This window comes from Campylobacter concisus (assembly GCF_003048875.2).
Taxonomy (GTDB): Bacteria; Campylobacterota; Campylobacteria; order Campylobacterales; family Campylobacteraceae; genus Campylobacter_A; species Campylobacter_A concisus_AU.
Genome location: NZ_CP049264.1, coordinates 905,696 through 923,938, shown reverse-complemented (window position 1 = coordinate 923,938; position 18,243 = coordinate 905,696). Strand labels below are relative to the sequence as shown.

General features: G+C 39.9%; 12 protein-coding genes. 10 read left to right on the top strand and 2 right to left on the bottom strand.

Annotated elements, in window-relative coordinates:
* Positions 1-55: 55 nt before the first annotated feature.
* From pbpC to CVT07_RS04605, 8 genes are all read left to right on the top strand, one after another.
* Entirely contained in the window at positions 56-2,224 is a 2,169-nt protein-coding gene (gene pbpC / locus CVT07_RS04640) for a penicillin-binding protein 1C (protein ID WP_107936705.1), read from the top strand.
* Position 2,225: 1 nt separating this feature from the next.
* Positions 2,226-7,349 carry an alpha-2-macroglobulin family protein gene (locus CVT07_RS04635; protein ID WP_107936707.1) on the top strand — a complete coding sequence of 1,708 codons (5,124 nt, stop codon included), beginning with the start codon at positions 2,226-2,228 and terminating at the stop codon, positions 7,347-7,349.
* 121 nt (positions 7,350-7,470) lie between these two features.
* Positions 7,471-10,095 carry a valine--tRNA ligase gene (locus tag CVT07_RS04630; RefSeq protein ID WP_107936709.1) on the top strand — a complete coding sequence of 875 codons (2,625 nt, stop codon included), beginning with the start codon at positions 7,471-7,473 and terminating at the stop codon, positions 10,093-10,095.
* A complete protein-coding gene (locus CVT07_RS04625; protein WP_107936711.1) occupies positions 10,095-11,051 on the top strand; it encodes a methionine ABC transporter ATP-binding protein in 957 nt (318 codons plus the stop codon). Before CVT07_RS04630 ends, CVT07_RS04625 begins: the two co-directional genes overlap by 1 nt.
* Entirely contained in the window at positions 11,051-11,725 is a 675-nt protein-coding gene (locus CVT07_RS04620; RefSeq protein ID WP_021086223.1) for a methionine ABC transporter permease, read from the top strand. The genes CVT07_RS04625 and CVT07_RS04620 overlap by 1 nt, the downstream gene beginning before the upstream one ends.
* A 258-nt stretch (positions 11,726-11,983) precedes the next feature.
* Entirely contained in the window at positions 11,984-12,766 is a 783-nt protein-coding gene (locus tag CVT07_RS04615; protein ID WP_021084583.1) for a MetQ/NlpA family ABC transporter substrate-binding protein, read from the top strand.
* Positions 12,767-12,843: 77 nt separating this feature from the next.
* Positions 12,844-13,623, top strand: a complete 780-nt coding sequence (locus CVT07_RS04610) for a MetQ/NlpA family ABC transporter substrate-binding protein (RefSeq protein WP_107936713.1) — start codon at positions 12,844-12,846, stop codon at positions 13,621-13,623.
* A gap of 157 nt (positions 13,624-13,780) precedes the next feature.
* Positions 13,781-14,371 carry a DedA family protein gene (locus tag CVT07_RS04605; RefSeq protein ID WP_107936715.1) on the top strand — a complete coding sequence of 197 codons (591 nt, stop codon included), beginning with the start codon at positions 13,781-13,783 and terminating at the stop codon, positions 14,369-14,371.
* Positions 14,372-14,440: 69 nt separating this feature from the next.
* Here the strand turns inward: CVT07_RS04605 and murI are convergent, their stop codons facing one another.
* Positions 14,441-15,229 (bottom strand): glutamate racemase, encoded by a 789-nt coding sequence (gene murI / locus CVT07_RS04600; RefSeq protein WP_107936717.1) that lies wholly within the window; start codon positions 15,227-15,229, stop codon positions 14,441-14,443.
* Positions 15,230-15,320: 91 nt separating this feature from the next.
* On the opposite strand from murI, the gene CVT07_RS04595 reads away from it, so the two are divergent.
* Positions 15,321-16,481 (top strand): FtsW/RodA/SpoVE family cell cycle protein, encoded by a 1,161-nt coding sequence (locus CVT07_RS04595; protein ID WP_107936719.1) that lies wholly within the window; start codon positions 15,321-15,323, stop codon positions 16,479-16,481.
* Positions 16,478-17,500, top strand: coding sequence for an undecaprenyldiphospho-muramoylpentapeptide beta-N-acetylglucosaminyltransferase (murG, locus tag CVT07_RS04590; RefSeq protein ID WP_107936721.1), 1,023 nt, complete (start codon positions 16,478-16,480; stop codon positions 17,498-17,500). Before CVT07_RS04595 ends, murG begins: the two co-directional genes overlap by 4 nt.
* On the opposite strand, the gene CVT07_RS04585 is transcribed toward murG, so the two are convergent.
* Complete coding sequence (locus CVT07_RS04585; protein WP_103614670.1) at positions 17,492-18,226, bottom strand: imidazole glycerol phosphate synthase; 735 nt, start codon at positions 18,224-18,226, stop codon at positions 17,492-17,494. The genes murG and CVT07_RS04585 overlap by 9 nt on opposite strands.
* Positions 18,227-18,243 lie beyond the last annotated feature (17 nt).

Here is an 18,243-nt window from a genome sequence, read left to right as displayed (position 1 = left end):
TTTTTAAAAAGGCCTAATTATAGCTACTTAAACTTTAACAGCTATAATCACGCCGATGAAAAAGTTTAAATTTTTAAAATTCCTTGCCCTATTTTTGGCTCTATTGGTCGCTATTTTTTTGATACTTGATCAAATTTATCCACTAAATTTAGAGGCACTCAAAAAAGACGAAGCCAAAATTTTACTTGATAAAAATGGAAATATTATAAATATGAAGCTTAGTAGCGACGGAATTTGGAGATTTCATGAGCAAAGCTTCCCAAATTCGCTAAAACAATGCGTCGTTCTCTTTGAAGATAGATACTTTTACTACCATTTTGGCGTAAATTTTGCCTCCATTTTTAGAGCATTTTTCCACAACCTAAGAAGCGACAACCGCATAGGCGCTAGCACTATCACGATGCAAGTGGCAAGAATGCTTGAGCCTGGTGATCGAAGCTATAAAAATAAGATAAAAGAAATTTTTAGGGCATTTCAGTTAGAGCTTCACTTTAGCAAGGATGAAATTTTAAATTTATACCTAAATTTAGCCCCATATGGTGGCAATATCGAGGGGGCAAAGGCGGCAAGCTTCTTTTACTTTGGCAAGGAGCTAAACGAGCTTAGTTATGCTCAGGCGGCACTTTTAAGCACGATACCTAAAAATCCAAATAAAAATAGACTTGACCGCGTCTCAAACATAAATGCGCTAAAAAACAGGGTCATAAAGATGCTTTATAAGGCAAATTTAATCGATCTTAGCGCATTTAAAAGGGCTCAAGCCGAGCCATTTAAAAATGTAAGGATAAGGGCTGTCGTAAATGCCAGCGACTACGCAAATGTCGCTTTTAAAAACCAAATTTCAAAGGCGAGCTTGGATCTAAATTTACAAAAAGATATGCTTAAAATTTTAAAAGATGCGATGTTTTCGCTAAAGGCTAAAAATGCAAACAACGCCGCTGCCGTGGTCATCGACAACAAAAAAATGAGCGTTGTTGCCTTTATCGGCTCACACGATGAGCGCGCACGTGATGGCAAAAACTCAGCCCTAAATATGAAGCGAAACACCGGCAGCACGCTAAAGCCTTTTATCTACTCGCTTGCGCTTGATAGTGGGCTTATCACGCCAAGCTCACAGCTAATCGATACACAAATTTATCTGAATGAATATGTGCCAAAGAACTTTAGTAACGACTTTTTGGGGCTTGTAAGCGCAAAGGACGCTCTAAATTTTAGTCTCAATATCCCAGTTATAAATTTAGACTTAAAACTAAAAGATAACTCACTTTACGAACTGCTTGAAAAGGTAAATTTAGTTGATGAAAACAAGGAGTTTTACGGCTCTTCGATAGTTTTAGGCAGCGCTGAGATGAGCCTGCTTGATCTTGCACATCTTTATACGATATACGCAAATGGCGGGGTTTATAGGCCGCTTGAGTTTGCGGGCAAAAACTACAAAAATGAAGATAAAAATATAACCCTCATCTCGCCTCAAAGTGCTTATCTAACCGCCAAAATGATGAGCGAGGCCTCTAGGTCATATCTAAAAAACGCTTGGCAATATGCGCAAAACACGCCAAAGATCGCCTTTAAAACAGGCACAAGTGCAAACTCACGCGATCTTTACGCCATAGGAGTTGATGAGGACTATACAATAGCCGTCTGGGTGGGCAACTTTAACGCCGAAAAAACCGACAAACTAACTGGGCTAAATGACGTCTCAAAGATCGTTTTTGATATGTTTAAGCTCATCGCTCAAAAAAGAAATTTAAGCTTTATGAGCGAGCCAGAAGGCATTGAGAAAGTGCCAACCTGCCTTGATGCTTTTAGTTTTGAAACGTGCAAAAAAACTGCGCTTGATGATAGGATAGTTGGAGTTAAACTGCAAGATAAGTGCGAGAGTTTAAGGGGTGAGGAGCTTGAGTTTTTGATAAAAAATGGCTTTTTAGACAAAGACGAGGTCAAAAATAGCCCTTGCGCTGAAGTTTTTAAAGACAAAAAGCCAGTCTTTGCCTATCCGTATGACGGCGAAGAGATCGTGACAGATGAAAATGTAACACAAATTGTGCTAAAATGCTACGCGTTTTTAGGTAATGAAATTTACCTGAAAGTGGATGATTTGAACTTTTCTAAGATAGAAAACGCGAGCGAAAAAAGGCTAGATCTAACTCTTGGCGAGCACACTTTAAAATGCCTTGATCAAAACTCAAATCAAAGTGAAATAACAATAAAACTAAGGAGATAAAATGCAGCAAAAAGCGCTACTTCTAGCACTCTTTGGAGCAGTAAATTTATATGCTTTAAGTCTAAATGGCACCGCCGAGGTGAAGTCGCCTTTAAGCGTGGAATTTGGACTAGAAGATGATGTTAGCAAAAATCTCATAGGCACTCTAAGCGAGAAAAAGCTTATCTCGTGCGAGCCAGCGCTAAGTGGCACGGTAAAATTTAACGCTCAAAGCCTTACGCTCTTTACAAAAGATATGCACGCAGGCGTAGAGTATAGCTGTAAGCTAGAAAATGGCAGCAGCGCTAGCTTTGAGACGAAAGAATTTGCGCTTGAGAAGATAGAAAAGCTCACTGATAGCAAATTTATCCTTAAATTTAATGACGAAGTTAGTGATGAGCTTGTAAAAAAAATAGCCGTAAAAGGTGCAAGCTTTAATGCCTTGCAGCTCTCTCAAAACAGCTTTGAGCTTGATCTTGATAAAAATATAAGCGAGCCTACTTTTGATCTTGGAGAAAATTTTGAAAGTAAATTTGGCGCTAAGCTAGCAGGCGATAGCGTAGTGAAATTTAGTGAGCAAGCAAGCAGTGAGAGCGTAAATATAAATGCTGAGGCAAATAGCTTTGAGATAGCTAAAATTTATCCGACAAGCCTTGATAACGGCATCTTGGCCTTTAGAATTTATCTAAAAGAGTGGCTAAGCGATGATAATAATCTAAAGAAATTTATAAAGATAAAAGGCGTAAAAAGCTTTAGTATAAGCGACGTGGCATATAAAAATGATGATGAAAATGGCGCGCCAAATTCTGAGCTTGATGGGTATGATTATTACATCGATATCACAAGCGATGAGTTTAAGCCACAAAATAGCTACGAGATCACGATAAAACCGGGCTTTGGAGATGATAGAAATGTCGTAAGAGAGGCTAAAACCTACGAGGTAGTCGCTAGCAACTTCACTCCATTTGCAATTTTCACAAACGAAGAGCCTTACATCTCAAGCGTGGGCGAGATCGGCATCAGAAGTGCAAATTTACCTGAGCTAAATGTGAGCGTTGAAAAGTTAAGCGATCAAAATTTTAGATACTTTTTAAATTTCAACGACAATAGCGAAGATCTGAGCAATTTTAGCTCAAAAGTAGCGAGCAAAAGCTACAAGCTAGAGGGTGCGTTAAACGAAATTTCACTAAACAAGATCAAGCTTGACTTTGCAGGAGCAGGAGACGGCGTTTATAAGATAAGCTTAAACTACGGCAAAGATAAGAGCGTCTCAAAGGTCGTCTATCTAAGCGACATCGCCATAAATGCAAAGCTTGGCAAGGATGAAATTTTCGTCTTTGCAAACCGCCTTGGCGAAAACACAATGCTACCAAACGCAAATGTAAAAATTTATGGCAAAAGAAACGAAGAGATCGCAGTTGGCGCGACAAATGACGTTGGTGTATTTAAATTTAACAAAAAAGATATCTACAAAGAGATCTCATCGATCGTTGTCTCACTTGGCAAGGAGCAAAATTTCCTCATCATAAAAGATGGCAAAGCGCTAAATGAGGCAAAGCTCATCAGCCAAAATCCAAGCGAGAGCATCGACGCATACACTCATTTTGCCTCAAATATCATAAGACCAAACGAGAGCCTAAAAGGTGCTATCTATCTAAGAGATAGGGACTTTAACCCGCTTAAAAATATGCCAGTTAAGATCAAATTTATCGATCCACAAGGCAAAAGTAGCGCCCAGATCACGCAAAATACAAATGATGTCGGCATGATAAATTTCGAAAAAGAAATTTTAAGCGATCTAAGCGGTAGATTTAACATGCAGATAATCTACGCTAGCAAGGTAATAGCAAGCGTGCCATTTTATGTCGAGAGTTTCGTGCCAAACAAGATAAAAAATGACATAGCCATAGACGCGGATAAATTCTTTTCAAATGAGCTAGTAAAGGTAAATTTGACAAGTAGCTATCTCTTTGGCGGAGCAGCTAGCGACCTAGCTGGCAGCATGCAGGTTAGCTTCTTTGATGATGAGTATAAAAATAGCGAATTTAAAGAGTATAAATTTAAAAATGACACCCTAAAAGCAGCTGCTTATCCAAGCATAGAAAATGATCTAACTCTTTCAAAAGATGGCAAATCAAGCCAAATGATAGACCTTAGCTTTAACACTAAAAACGCACCTTCAATAATAAAAGGCGTCATAAATTTCAACGTAAATGACGATGGCAAAAATGTAAGTGACGCAAAAAGCTTTACACTCTATCCTTACAAAGATATGGTTGGCATCGCTGCTAGCACGGCATTTGCTGATCCAAACGAAGATGTAAAGATAAGAACGGTCGTCGTTGATATGCCAAGCCAAAAGGCAGTAAAGTCAAATTTGAAATTTGATATAAAACGTGTTTCATGGCAGTATCAAAGGGATGCAAATGGCTATATAAAATGGATCCAAACGCTTGAAGATGTGGATAGTTTTTATAAAAACAGTGGCGAGTTTAGCTATAAATTCACACAAAGTGGCTCATACGTCATCACTGCTACAAATTTAGTAAGTGGCGCGAGCACGAGCCTAGACATCGATGTAAGCGGCTACAACTACTCAACTCTAGCGCCTACAAAAGAGCTTAGCAAGTCTCAGATAAAGCTAAACAAAAGCGTCTATAAAAAAGGCGACGAACTAAGCGCGGACATAAGCTCAGCCATAAAAGAAGGCATCGCGCTTGTAACGCTTGAAGACGCTGGCGTCAAAGCCTATAAAGTAGTCAAGATCAAAAACAACTCAGCAAATGTTAAATTTAAACTTGACTTTGACTTTAACGGCCTTTACGTGAGCGCAAATATCTACCGCATGACTGACGCTGGACTAACTCCGTTTAGAACCTACGGCAAGGTCTATGCAAACGGCGATAAATCTTCAAGAGAGATAAAGCTTAGCTTAGAAGCGCCAAAAAGCGCAAAGAGCGATGAAAATATCAAAATTTCACTAAAAACAAAGCCAAAAGCTTATCTGAATTTATTTATCACAGATGTTGGCGTGCTTGATATCACTTCGCAAAAACCAGCCGATCCGCTTAAGTTTTTTGACAAAATTTTACCTGATGGCGTCTTTGACTACGACATCTATAATATGCTCACAAACTACAAGGTCGAGGGCAAAACGCTAAGCTTTGGCGGTGATGCCGCGGCGATGGCTGTGGCGGCAAAAATGGCAAAGCATGCAAGCCCAGTTGATAGCAAAAATGTAAAAACTTATGCAAATTTAGTAAGCCTTCAAGCGGACGACAAAGGCGAAATTTCATACGAGTTTAAAACGCCAAATGGCTTTAACGGCGCCATTAGAGTAGATGCCGTGGCAAATGACGCAACTGCGATGAACGCCGTAAATAGTGAGATAAAAGTAAAAGATGATGTGATCATTAAGCCAAGTGCCTTGATCTATCTTTTAAAAGGCGATGAACTAAATGCAAACTTAAGGCTTATAAATACGACAAATGCCGACAAAAACCTTACTATAAATGTAGCATCAAGTAAAAATTTAAACATCAAAACGCAAGAAAATGCTAACCTAAAGCCGTTTGAAAACAAGGCGTTTGTGCTTAAAATTTCAGCCCTTGAAACAGGTGCTGGCGAATACAATGTCACAATAAGCGACAAAAATGGCTCAAAAACGCTTCAAAATTTACTTGACGTCGTTAGCCCTTATACGATCAGCACCTACGCAAAGAGCAGCGTCTTTGACAAAGAGAGCAAAATTTCACTACCAAAAGGCTATCACGATGTGAGCGTTGATGCCTCAAGCTCGGTCTCAAGCGTGCTTTTAGCAGCTTCTAAAAATTTAGTAGAGTATCCTTACGGATGCGCGGAGCAAAGAAGCTCAAGACTGCTTGCGCTTTTAAATTTAAAACCAAAAGATGAGCTTGAAAAAAGCGATCAAAAGAGATTTATCGCAAGCGGCATAGATGAGCTAGTTAAGATGCAAAAGCCAGACGGCAGCTTTGGCTACTGGAGCGATCTAGGCGAGACAAATGCATTTGCAAGCATCTTTGCAACTGATGTTTTACTTGATCTTAGCGAGGCTGGATACGAGGTAAGCAAAGGCGTCAAACAAAATGCTCTAAATTCGCTCTTAAAATACGCAAACAACGACCTTGAGGTACTTTACGCTCTTTATGTAAGCTCACGTGCAAATATGGCCGATAGATCTATCTTAAATAAAATTTATGACGACAAAGCCTACAATAAAACAGCGCTAAGTAAATACCTAATGGCAGCGGCTCTAAAGCTAAATGGCCTAAATGACGAGGCAAAGGTCGTGCTAAAAGATATCAAAAACGCTAAAACAAGCGAAGAAAATCCATCTGATTTTAGCTCAAAAGTAAGAGATAACGCCTTTATCTTATATCTGCACGCAAAATACTTTGAGAAAAACGACTACTCAGACGACCTTGCAAATTTCTTGATAGTAAATTTAAATGAGCTTAGCTCAACGCAAGAACGTGCATTTACGCTAAGAGCTCTAAACGCCTACTTTGGCAAAGATAGCGGCGAGAAAAATAATAAATTTAAGCTTAGCTACAATGGTGAAAGTAAAGAATTTGACGGTCTTTTAAGCACCTCTTTTACTACAAAAAATGGCGAATTTAGCATCACTCCACTAGGCTCAAATAAGCTTTATGCGACTATCTTAAGCTACGCTTACTTGCCGCTTGAGATTAAACACAAAATAGAGCCAAAAGAGCTTGACATCTACCGCGTTTTTGTCGATGAAAAAGGCAAAGAGCTGGGTCTTGACAGCCTAAAAGTAAATGACGTCATCTACTCAAAAGTGGTGATAAACTCAAAAACAATGGTTAAAAATGGCGTTATAAACGAGATCGTAAGTAGCTGCTTTGAGCCGATAAATGAAAATTTAAGCAACTTTAGCAAGAGCTTAAAAAACAGCTTGCAAGTTGAGTATAAAAGCGTAAAAGATGACCGCGTACTAAGCTTTTACACGCTAAGTAGCGACGAAAAAGACGCCGTGCTTTACACACCTTACCGCGTAAGACTTGGCGGCAAATGCTCGCTTGGTGCAGTTACAACTGAAAATATGTATAACGAAAGACAAAACGACTACGACTTAGCTCAGCGAAGCTTTAACGTCAAATAGCTATTTAAACTTCGGGGCGTTTAACCGCCCCAAGCCCATATTTCCCCACTTTTGCAAAGATTTTTTTAAACAAATTTTAGATAACATTAAGCATTTTTTAAACGAAACTGAGGAGAGAAAAGTGGCAGAATTTTACAATGCAAAAGAGATAGAAGATAAATTTTATAAAATTTGGGAAGAACGCGGATACTTCGAGATAGACGCAAACAAAGATATCCAAAAAGATGGACGTAAATTTTGCATTATGATGCCACCTCCAAACGTGACTGGCTCGCTTCACATCGGACACGCCCTAACCTTCACACTTCAAGATATCATGACTCGCTACAAGAGGATGGACGGCTACAAGACACTTTGGCAGCCAGGCCTTGATCACGCTGGTATCGCCACTCAAAACGTCGTTGAAAAGCAGCTTTTGGCTCAAGGGATCAAAAAAGAAGAGCTTGGACGTGAGAAATTTGTAGAAAAAGTGTGGGAGTGGAAAGAAAAAAGCGGCGGCATGATCGTCCATCAGATGCGAAAACTTGGCATCACTCCGGCTTGGTCACGCCAGAGATTTACTATGGATGAGGGCTTAAGAAAAGCTGTGAAAAAAGCTTTTGTAAATTTATACGACAAAGGGCTAATTGTTCAGAAAAACTACATGATAAACTGGTGTACGCATGATGGCGCACTCTCTGACATCGAGGTCGAGCACAAAGAAAATAAAGGCAAGCTTTATCATTTGAGATACTACTTTGCAGACAAGCCAAGCGAATTTGTTGTTGTGGCCACAACTCGTCCGGAGACCTACTTTGGTGATACGGCCGTAATGGTAAATCCAAACGACGAGCGCTATAAAAATTTAATCGGCAAAAAAGTGGTGCTACCTATCATAAATAGAGAGATCGAGATCATCGCAGACGAGCACGTTGATATGGAGTTTGGGACAGGCCTTGTTAAGGTCACGCCTGCGCACGATCAAAACGACTACGAAGTTGGCAAAAGGCACAACCTTGAGTTTATCACTGTATTTGATGAAAAAGGCATTTTAAACGACAAGTGCGATAAATTTGCAGGTCTTGAAAGGCTAGAGGCTAGAGATATCGTCGTGGCCGAGCTTGAAAAACTTGGCAATGTTGAAAAGATAGAGGACTATGAAAACCAAGTAGGTTACTGCTACCGCTGCAAAAACGTCGTCGAGCCATACATCTCAAAGCAATGGTTTGTCAAAAAAGAGATCGCAGACGAGGCGATACAAAAGGTCTCAGAGGGTCTTGCTAAATTTTATCCGCCGCACTGGATAAACAGCTTTAACGCGTGGATGAGAGAGCTAAGAGATTGGTGTATCTCACGCCAGCTTTGGTGGGGACATCAAATTCCAGTATTTTACTGCGATGATTGCGGTTATATGTGGGCTGACGAGGGAGAGCCGTGCGAGTGCAAAAAGTGCAAAAGTAAAAACATCCACCAAGACCCAGACGTGCTAGATACGTGGTTTAGCTCTGGTCTTTGGCCATTTAGCACGCTTGGCTGGGGCAATGAAAATGAGCTAAAAAATGAAAAATGGTTTGAAGGCGACTTGGCTGAGTTTTATCCAAACAACCTTCTCATAACTGGCTTTGATATATTATTTTTCTGGGTTGCTAGGATGATGTTTCAGGGTGAAAACGCCCTTGGTAAGCTGCCATTTGACGACATTTATCTGCATGCGCTTGTAAAAGATGAGTTTGGCAGAAAGATGAGTAAAAGCCTTGGCAATGTCATCGACCCACTTGATAGCATAAATGAGTATAGCGCCGATATATTGCGCTTTACACTAACGCTTCTAGCCGTTCAAGGACGTGATATCAAGCTAAGCGACGCCAAGATGAAGCAGGTAAGAAATTTCACCAACAAGCTTTATAACGCGAGCAAATATCTCATGCTAAATGAGAGCAAATTTGCAAATTTAGAGGACATCAAGCTTCAAACAAAGCTTGGAATTTATATGAATAGCCGCTTTAACGAGTGCGTGAGAGAGGTGCGCGAAAACATCGACGCCTACCGCTTCAATGACGCTGCAAACACACTTTACAAATTCCTTTGGGACGAGTTTTGTGACTGGGGCATCGAGCTTAGCAAGGCTGACAAAGCGAGCGTAAAAGAACTTGGAAGTATATTTAAAGAGGCAATGAAACTGCTAAATCCTTTCATGCCGTTTCTCTCAGAGTATCTATACCAAGAGCTTAGCGGCACACAGCTTGAAAATGCAAAATCAATAATGGTTATGAGCTATCCAGAGATAAAAGAGCGAAATTTAGATGTTGAGAAGAAATTTGAGCTAGTTATCGAAGCGATCGTTGCTATTCGCCGTGCAAAAGCTACTATCGACCTTGGCAACTCAAAGATCGCAAAAGCCTTTGTTAAATTTAACGAAAAAATAGATCTTTACGAGGTTAAAGAGTATATTAAACTGCTTGCAAAATGCGAGGAGATTGGCTTTGTAGATGAGAAAATCGAAAATTCAATAAGGGATGTGAGCGAAAATTTAGAGGCATTTGTCCCGCTTGAAGGGCTTGATATGAGTGGCATCATCACAAGGCTAAGGTCTCAAAAGACAAAACTTGAAAAAGAGATAGCTAAACTCTCAGGCATGCTAAATAACCAAAATTTCGTAGCAAACGCACCAAAAGAGGTCATAGAGACAAACAAAGAGGCGCTAGAGAGCGCTGAGGCTAAATTTAAAAAAGTATGCGAAGAGTTAGAAGCTCTTGGAGAAAAATAGTGATAAAAATAGAAAATTTAAACAAATTTTATGGTGATACGCAGATCCTTTATGATGTAAATTTGGAGGTTGCAAAGGGTGAAATTTTTGCTATCGTGGGACACAGCGGTGCTGGTAAATCAACGCTTTTAAGGTGCATAAATGGGCTTGAGAGCTATCAAGGTGGCAGCCTAAAAGTCTTTGATCAAGAGATAAAAAATTTAGATGAGACACAGCAAAGACATTTAAGGCGAGATGTTGGGATGATATTTCAGCATTTTGCATTAATGGCTAGAAAAAATGTCTTTGAAAACGTCGCTACTCCGCTTAAATTTTGGGGCTACAAAAACGATGAGACCGAAAAAAGAGTGAGAGAGCTTTTAAATTTAGTCGGTCTTGAAAACAAGGCAAAAAGCTATCCAAGCGAGCTAAGTGGCGGTCAAAAACAGCGTGTGGCAATTGCTAGAGCGCTTGCATTAAATCCTAAAATTTTACTAAGCGACGAGGCGACTTCGGCTCTTGATCCAAACACGACAAATCAAATTTTAGAGCTGCTTGAAAAGATAAACAAAGAGCTAGACATCAGCGTCGTCATCGTCACTCACGAGATGGAGGTTGTAAAATCGATCGCAAAACGCGCGATACTGCTAGAAGGCGGCAAGATTATAGGCTCTGGAAGCATCGAAGAGCTATTTTTAAAGCCAGATGAGAAGATGAAAGAGTTTTTGGGCGAAGTTGAAATTCTGCCAAGCACTGGCACAAATATCAGGCTATTTTTCCCAAAAGAAGTGGCTCAAAACAGCGTGATCACGCACATGGCAAGAAGCCTAAATATCGACTTTAACATAGTCTGGGGCAAGCTTGAAAAGCTAAACGACAACGTTCTTGGCTCGCTCGTCATAAATATAGACGAAAAAGATAAAGAAAACGTGCTTAACTATATCAAGCAAAGTGGCGTTTTGTGGGAGGTTGCTTGATGTTTGGTATTGATTTTTCTAAATTTCCAGATGTTTTTTCTAGGATACTTTTGCCAGCTATCGGCGAGACGCTATATATGAGCATAGTCTCTACCCTGCTCGCCTTTGCCATAGGCCTCATACCTGCGGTTTTGCTCATCCTTTCAGACAAAGACGGACTAAAGCCAAACAAGCAGCTTTATTTTGTGCTTGATATCGTTATAAACGTGCTTAGAAGCTTTCCGTTTATTATTCTCATCATTGTGCTCTTTCCAGTCACAAAAATGATCGTAGGCACAAGCATCGGCACCACAGCTGCGATCGTTCCGCTAACTATTGGCGCGGCTCCGTTTGTGGCAAGGCTCATTGAAAATGCACTAAAAGAGGTTGATAAGGGCATCATCGAAGCTGCTCAAAGCTTTGGTAGCTCGAAATTTCAGATCATCTTTAGAGTGATGTTTGTAGAGGCACTTCCTGGCATCATCTCGGCATTTACGCTAACGCTTATCGTAAATATCGGCTTTTCAGCGATGGCTGGTGCAGTTGGCGGTGGCGGACTAGGATCAGTCGCTATAAACTACGGATATCAGAGATTTCGCCCAGATATCATGCTCTACACCGTGGTTATTCTTATCATAATGGTTCAAATTTTCCAAGTTTTAGGCAACTATCTCTATAAAATTTCAAAAAAATAAGGCCACATTTTTTATCTGATTTTAAGCTTTTTTCCTTAAAATTGCCAAATTAATTTTAGCTGAAAGGACAAAAGATGAAATCAGATATGTGCCAGATGTGCCGCCTACTAAAAAATGCGTCGTCGAAAGACTAATCTCTAAGCACAGAATTTCTTTTTAAGTGCTTAGAACTAGCTTAAGCGCTTAAAAAGAAATTTAACCTTCTAGTTTAAATTTATCCTTTTTTGGTGCTTGGCAAATTTTAAAAAAGGATAACAAATGAAAAAACTACTTCTTACCTCTTTAGTTGCCCTAGGCCTTAGCGTTAGCGCAAATGCTGCTGACAAATCAAAAACAATAATCGTCGGTGCTACACCTATCCCACATGCTGAAATTTTAGAGGTTGTAAAGCCTATTTTGGCAAAAGATGGCTACACACTTGAGATCAAAGAATTTAACGACTACACCACGCCAAACCTTGCGACAGAGGACGGTGACCTTGATGCAAACTTCTTTCAGCACATCCCATATCTTGAAGAGTTTAACAAAAACAAAGGCACTCACCTTGTAAAAACAGTTGGCGTACACCTCGAGCCAATGGGCGTTTATTCTAAAAAGATCAAAGATATCAAAGAGCTAAAAGATGGCGCAGTTGTCTCTATACCAAATGACCCAACAAACGAGAGCCGCGCACTTGATATCATAGCAAGTACCGGACTTATCAAGCTAAACAACAACCCACTAAAAACCCCACTTGATATAGTTGATAACCCTAAGAAGCTTAAATTTGAAGAGATCGAGACTGCTCAAGTGCCAAGAACGCTTGATGACGTTACTATCGCAGTTATCAACACAAACTACGCGCTAAATGCAAATCTCAATCCAACAAAAGACGCGCTTGTGATCGAGAGCAAAGATAGCCCATACGTAAATTACGTAGTTGTTAAAGCTGGCAACGAGAACAGCCCTAAAACTAAAGCGCTTGATAAAGCGATCAACTCACCAGAAGTTAAGAAATTTATCGAGACAAAATATAACGGCGCTATCATCCCAGCGTTTTAATTAAATTTATAAAAAGCGACGTAAAAGCTTTTACCTTTTTAGCGTCGCTTAAAATCAAATCAAAAAAAGTAAAAACAATGAAATTTATCAAACTTTTAACCGCATCTTTAGTTGCTCTAAGCCTTCACGCAGCCGACAAGGACCACACTATCACTGTTGGCGTCTCACCAGTGCCACACGCTGAAATTTTAGAATTTGTAAAACCAAAGCTAAAAGATAAAGGCTACGACCTTGTTATCTCTGAAATTTCAGACTATTCGATACCAAATGTCGCCACAGAAGATGGCAGCTTAGACGCAAATTTCTTTCAGCATTTGCCATATCTTGAGGAGCAAAACAAGGCTAGAGGCCTGCATCTTGTAAGCGTTGCAAATGTCCATGTCGAGCCACTTGGCTTTTACTCTAAAAAGATAAAAAACATAAAAGATCTAAAAGATGGCGCAAAAGTGGCGATAGCTTACGATCCGTCAAATGGCAACAGAGCGCTTAGAATTTTAGAAAAAGCTGGCCTTATAGAGATCGATAAAAACGTAAAAGTTGCAACTGTAAATGACATAACTAAAAATCCTAAGAATTTGCAGTTTGTCGAGCTAGAAGGCGCTCAGATCCCAAGAACGCTTGATGATGTCGATATCGCTGCTATTAGCACAAATTTCGTCCTTGATCTTGGCATGAGCGTGGCAAAAGACGCACTTTTACTTGAAGATGCCAACAGCCCTTACGCCAACATCATCGTCACAAGAGCTGGCAACGAGAACAATCCTAAGATCAAAGCTTTAATTGATGCGGTGCTTAGCCCTGATACTAAAAATTTCATCATCACTCGTTACAAAGGCGAGGTCATACCTGCATTTTAAAAACGGGGCGAGCTTTCGCCCTAATTTTACCTTTAAATTTAAACCTTATAGCTTTTCGTTTTAACTATCTTTCTTAAAATTTATCGCTTTTGTTAGTTACTATTAGTAAATAAAGCTTTGCTACAATGCATCACTTAAGATAAATTTCGGAGTAAAAATGCTACATGACATTATTGATTTTATAGTCTCAAGCGTGAGCAGCTGGGGCTATGCTGGCATATTTGTAATGATGTTTTTAGAGAGCTCATTTTTTCCATTTCCAAGCGAAGTGGCGATGATACCAGCTGGATATCTAGCTCACAAAGGCGAGATGAACTTAGCGCTTGCTTTTATCTCAGGCACGCTTGGTAGCCTTCTTGGAGCCATTTTTAACTACTATCTTTGCTACTTTTTTGGACGCGAGATCGTCTTAAAATACGGCAAATTTGTTGGCATCACTCACGAAAAAATGGATAAATTTGAAGCATTTTTCAATAAACATGGCGAAATTTCAACATTTAACTCACGCCTCATCCCAGGAATTCGCCAGTATATCAGCCTGCCAGCTGGGCTTGCTAAGATGAACATTTTTAGATTTTGCCTATTTACCACGCTTGGCGCTGGGATTTGGTGTGCGGTTTTGCTTGGAGTTGGCTACTTTCTAGGCTCAAATCCTGATAAACAGACACTTCTAGCGATTACGATCGCTCTTTTGGCGGTGGTTGCGATAATAAGTGCTATCTATATATTAAAGCAAAGAAAAAAATAATACATATAAAAATACGTAAAATTTAGTGTATTTTGCTAAATTTGGCTCAAATTTTTAGCTAAATTTAGCCTAGCTGATCGCTCTCATTTTTTCTAATCTAGCTAAATTTCTTGAAATTTTCTCTAGCTCGCTTTGCTCGCAAACCTCGTCACCTGAGTAGAAAAATTTCACATTTGGAGTTAAATTTACACTTGAAATTTTAAGTCCAAGCTCGCTTATGAGGCGCTTTATCGTCCCTTCGTTGCCGTCTATTATGCTTACATTTGGGGGCAAAATTTCTCTTAAGCTATCTTTAAAATAGTTAAAATGCGTGCAGCCAAGCACTAAAAAGTCAAATTTACTTAGATCAAATTTAGCTAGCTCTTCTTTTAGATATGACTTAACGTTTTCGCTCTCAAACTCAGCCTTTTCAGCGAAATTTACAAGGCGAGGCAGAGCTAGCAGCTCGGTTTTATCTTTTGCGTTTAAATTTGTGATTAGCTCTTTTAGTTTTGCACCATTTACGGTGACTGGAGTGGCGATGACAAGCGTTTTTAGGGCGTCATCGTGGCTTAGATCGTGAGCCTTTTTTACAGCTGGCTCCATGCCGATGATCGGCACGCTTAAATTTGCTCTAAGCTCTTTTATCGCCACGCTTGTTGCAGTGTTACACGCTACCACAACAGCTTCTGCGCCATTTCTAACAAGAAATTTCACCGCATCAAAGCTAAATTTTAATATCTCATCCCTGCTCTTTTGTCCGTATGGGACATTTTTCACATCTGCGTAATATAAAAATTCATGCTCGCTAAGCTTGCTTAAAGCTTCGTTTAAGACGCTAAGTCCGCCAAGTCCCGAGTCAAATATACCTATCTTCATGCCCATCCTTAAAGCCTGCAATTATAGCAAATAATATCTTTGTAAGCCGTTTTTTATTATACTTTGGCTCATTTTAAAGTTGGAGCTAAATTTGGCAGTTGATAAGGTTATTTTCTATCTTTGCGCGACTTTGATCGCCATAAGTATCATTTTTTCACTATCCTTGCCAGTTTTTACAGTTTTATTTTTTAACTACGACGAATTTCACTTTTTCATCCGCCAGTTTGCAGTCGGTTGCATAGGAATTTTTCTCATGTGGTGGCTCTCTAGGCTAAATCCCGACAAAGCGCTCGTTTGGATAGGCTTTGGACTTCTTATCTCGTGCGGTATCGCTATGGGGCTCATGCACGCCTTGCCAGCTTCGATGGTGACTGACTCTGGAGGTGCTAGACGCTGGATCAGGCTGCCTGGCTTCTCACTTGCGCCTGTTGAGTTTTTCAAAGTCGGTTTTGTCTATTTTTTAGCATGGAGCTTTACTAGAAAATTTAGCGACGGTAAGAGGACTTTAGCAGATGAGATCAGGATACTTTGGCCTTATATTGGTCTATTTGTTGTAATTGTCTTTCTTATTGCCGTTATGCAAAACGACCTTGGTCAGGTTGTAGTTTTGGCACTTACCTTTGTGACGATGGCGCTCTTTGCAGGGGCTAGCGTTAGGCTCTTTGGTATAGGTATCTTGGGTGCTGCCTTTGTCATGACGGTGGCGATAGTTAGCTCTGAGCACAGAATTTTACGTATAAAGTCATGGTGGGGCACGATACAAAATATGGTTCTCTCTTTCTTGCCAGATAGCGTGGCAAACGTGCTTAGAGTGGCAGACGCGCCAGAGCCATATCAAATTTCTCACTCACTAAATGCAATTAAACACGGCGAGTTTTTTGGCGAGGGGCTTGGAGCTGGTATATTTAAGCTTGGCTTTTTAAGCGAGGTGCATACAGACTTTGTGCTAGCTGGCATAGCTGAGGAGGTCGGCGTTTTTGGTATTTTATGCATCACAGCGATCTTTATCACACTACTTTATAGGATATTTAGAATTTCAGCTAGGAGCGAAAACAAGGTCTATCACCTATTCTCGCTAGGCATCGGTCTTATCTTGTCGTTTTCGTTTTTGATGAATAGTTACGGCATCACATCGATCACGCCGATAAAAGGTATCGCTGTGCCATTTCTTAGCTACGGCGGCAGCTCCGTGCTTGCTATATGCATCGGCATCGGCATGGTCTTGATGGTTAGTAAAAAGGCAAAACTATGATAGTTATTTGTGGTGGCGGCACTGGTGGGCATTTGGCGATCGCTAGAAGCTTTTGTGAGGAGCTAAATAGACGAGGCATAAAGCCTATTTTTATCGGTTCAACTAGCGGTCAGGACAAATTTTGGTTTGAAAATGATGAGAAATTTGCAAAAAAATTCTTCTTACCAAGCAGTGGTGTCGTAAATAAAAGAGGCCTTGCCAAGCTAAAATCACTAACAAACATCATAAGCCTAGCGCTAAAATGCAAGCAAATTTTTAAAGAAAATGGCGTTAAAGCAGTCATCAGCGTGGGAGGCTACTCAGCAGCGCCAGCAGCCATAGCGGCCATCATCTCTAAAACACCGCTTTTCATCCACGAGCAAAATGCCGTAACTGGCAAGCTAAATAAAATTTTAAAGCCATACGCAAAGGGCTTTTTTAGCTCTTATGATGAGCTCTCGCCCTGCCCTTATCCTGTGGCAAATAAATTTTTTGAAAGCCAAAGAACAAGAGATGAGCTAAAAACGATACTATTTTTAGGTGGCTCACAAGGTGCAAAAGCTATAAATGAGCTAGCTATAAATTTAGCCCCATATCTTAAAGAAAAAGGGATAAAAATCATTCATCAATGCGGCAAAAATGCCCTTGATGAGCTTAAAAAAAGATATGATGAGCTTGGCTTTAGCGAGGCAAATTTAGAAATTTTTGACTTTAGCAAAGAGATAGAAAAGAAGATGAGTGAGGCTGATCTTGCCATATCAAGAGCTGGAGCTAGCTCGCTTTGGGAGCTTTGCGCAAACGCCCTACCATCTATCTTTGTGCCATTTCCTTATGCCGCTGGCAATCACCAGTTTTATAACGCTAAATTTCTAAAAGATAAAGGCATAGCCGAAATTTGCCTGCAAAATGGCGAAAATTTAGACAAAGACGAAGTCATAAAAATGATCGAGAGCTTTGATCTAAACAAAAGCAGCAAAGCACTAAAAGAAATCCTTTTGCCAAACGGAGCAAAAGAGATAATGGATAAAATTTTAAGCTAGATCCTCGCCTATGGCGTAGGCTTTTAGCTCTCGTAGCTCGTAAATGAGGTAGTGATAGATAAGCTCGTTTGTCTTTAGGCTCTTGCCTGAAAGCACAGGTCTTATCATCTCAATGATCCTATCTGTGATACCTGCGATCTCAACCAAAAGTAGCTCATCACCCCTTTGTTTTGCCACTCTTATGCAGTTATAAAAAAATGTGTAGATAGTTTTAAAATTTTCCAAAACGACATTTGAGACGATTTGAGAGTCGAGATGTAAAATTTTATTCATCCTATTTTGCAGTTCCATTAGCTCGGCAAGTAGCCCTCTTATCATCGCTGTATCGCCACTTCTTGAGAAGATACTCTTCTTCTTTTTTTTATTTTGTATCTGATATTCAGCGACTAAAATTTGCATGATGTTTGAGATGTTTGTCAGGCTCTCTTGTAGGTTTTGATTAGTCTTTAGGCTCACTCCGGCTTTTTCTATCTTGTAGTATAGGCTTTTGTTTGTCTGCTCGAGGTATGAGCTAATGTTTTCGTAGTAATCTTCAGTGTTAAAGACATTTTTAAAAAAACTGCCCTCGTCTGTTGTGCTGTAAAGTCTTTTTTTGATCTCTTCGACATTTTTATTAAAAGTAAGCGCATCGATCTTTGTCTCAGGCTCGACAACGCCGTTGTTTTCGATAACTTCCAAGTTTTTCTTAAGCGTATTTATCAGCTTATCAATCTCATTAAAATCCATTTTGCCTCTTTGAAATT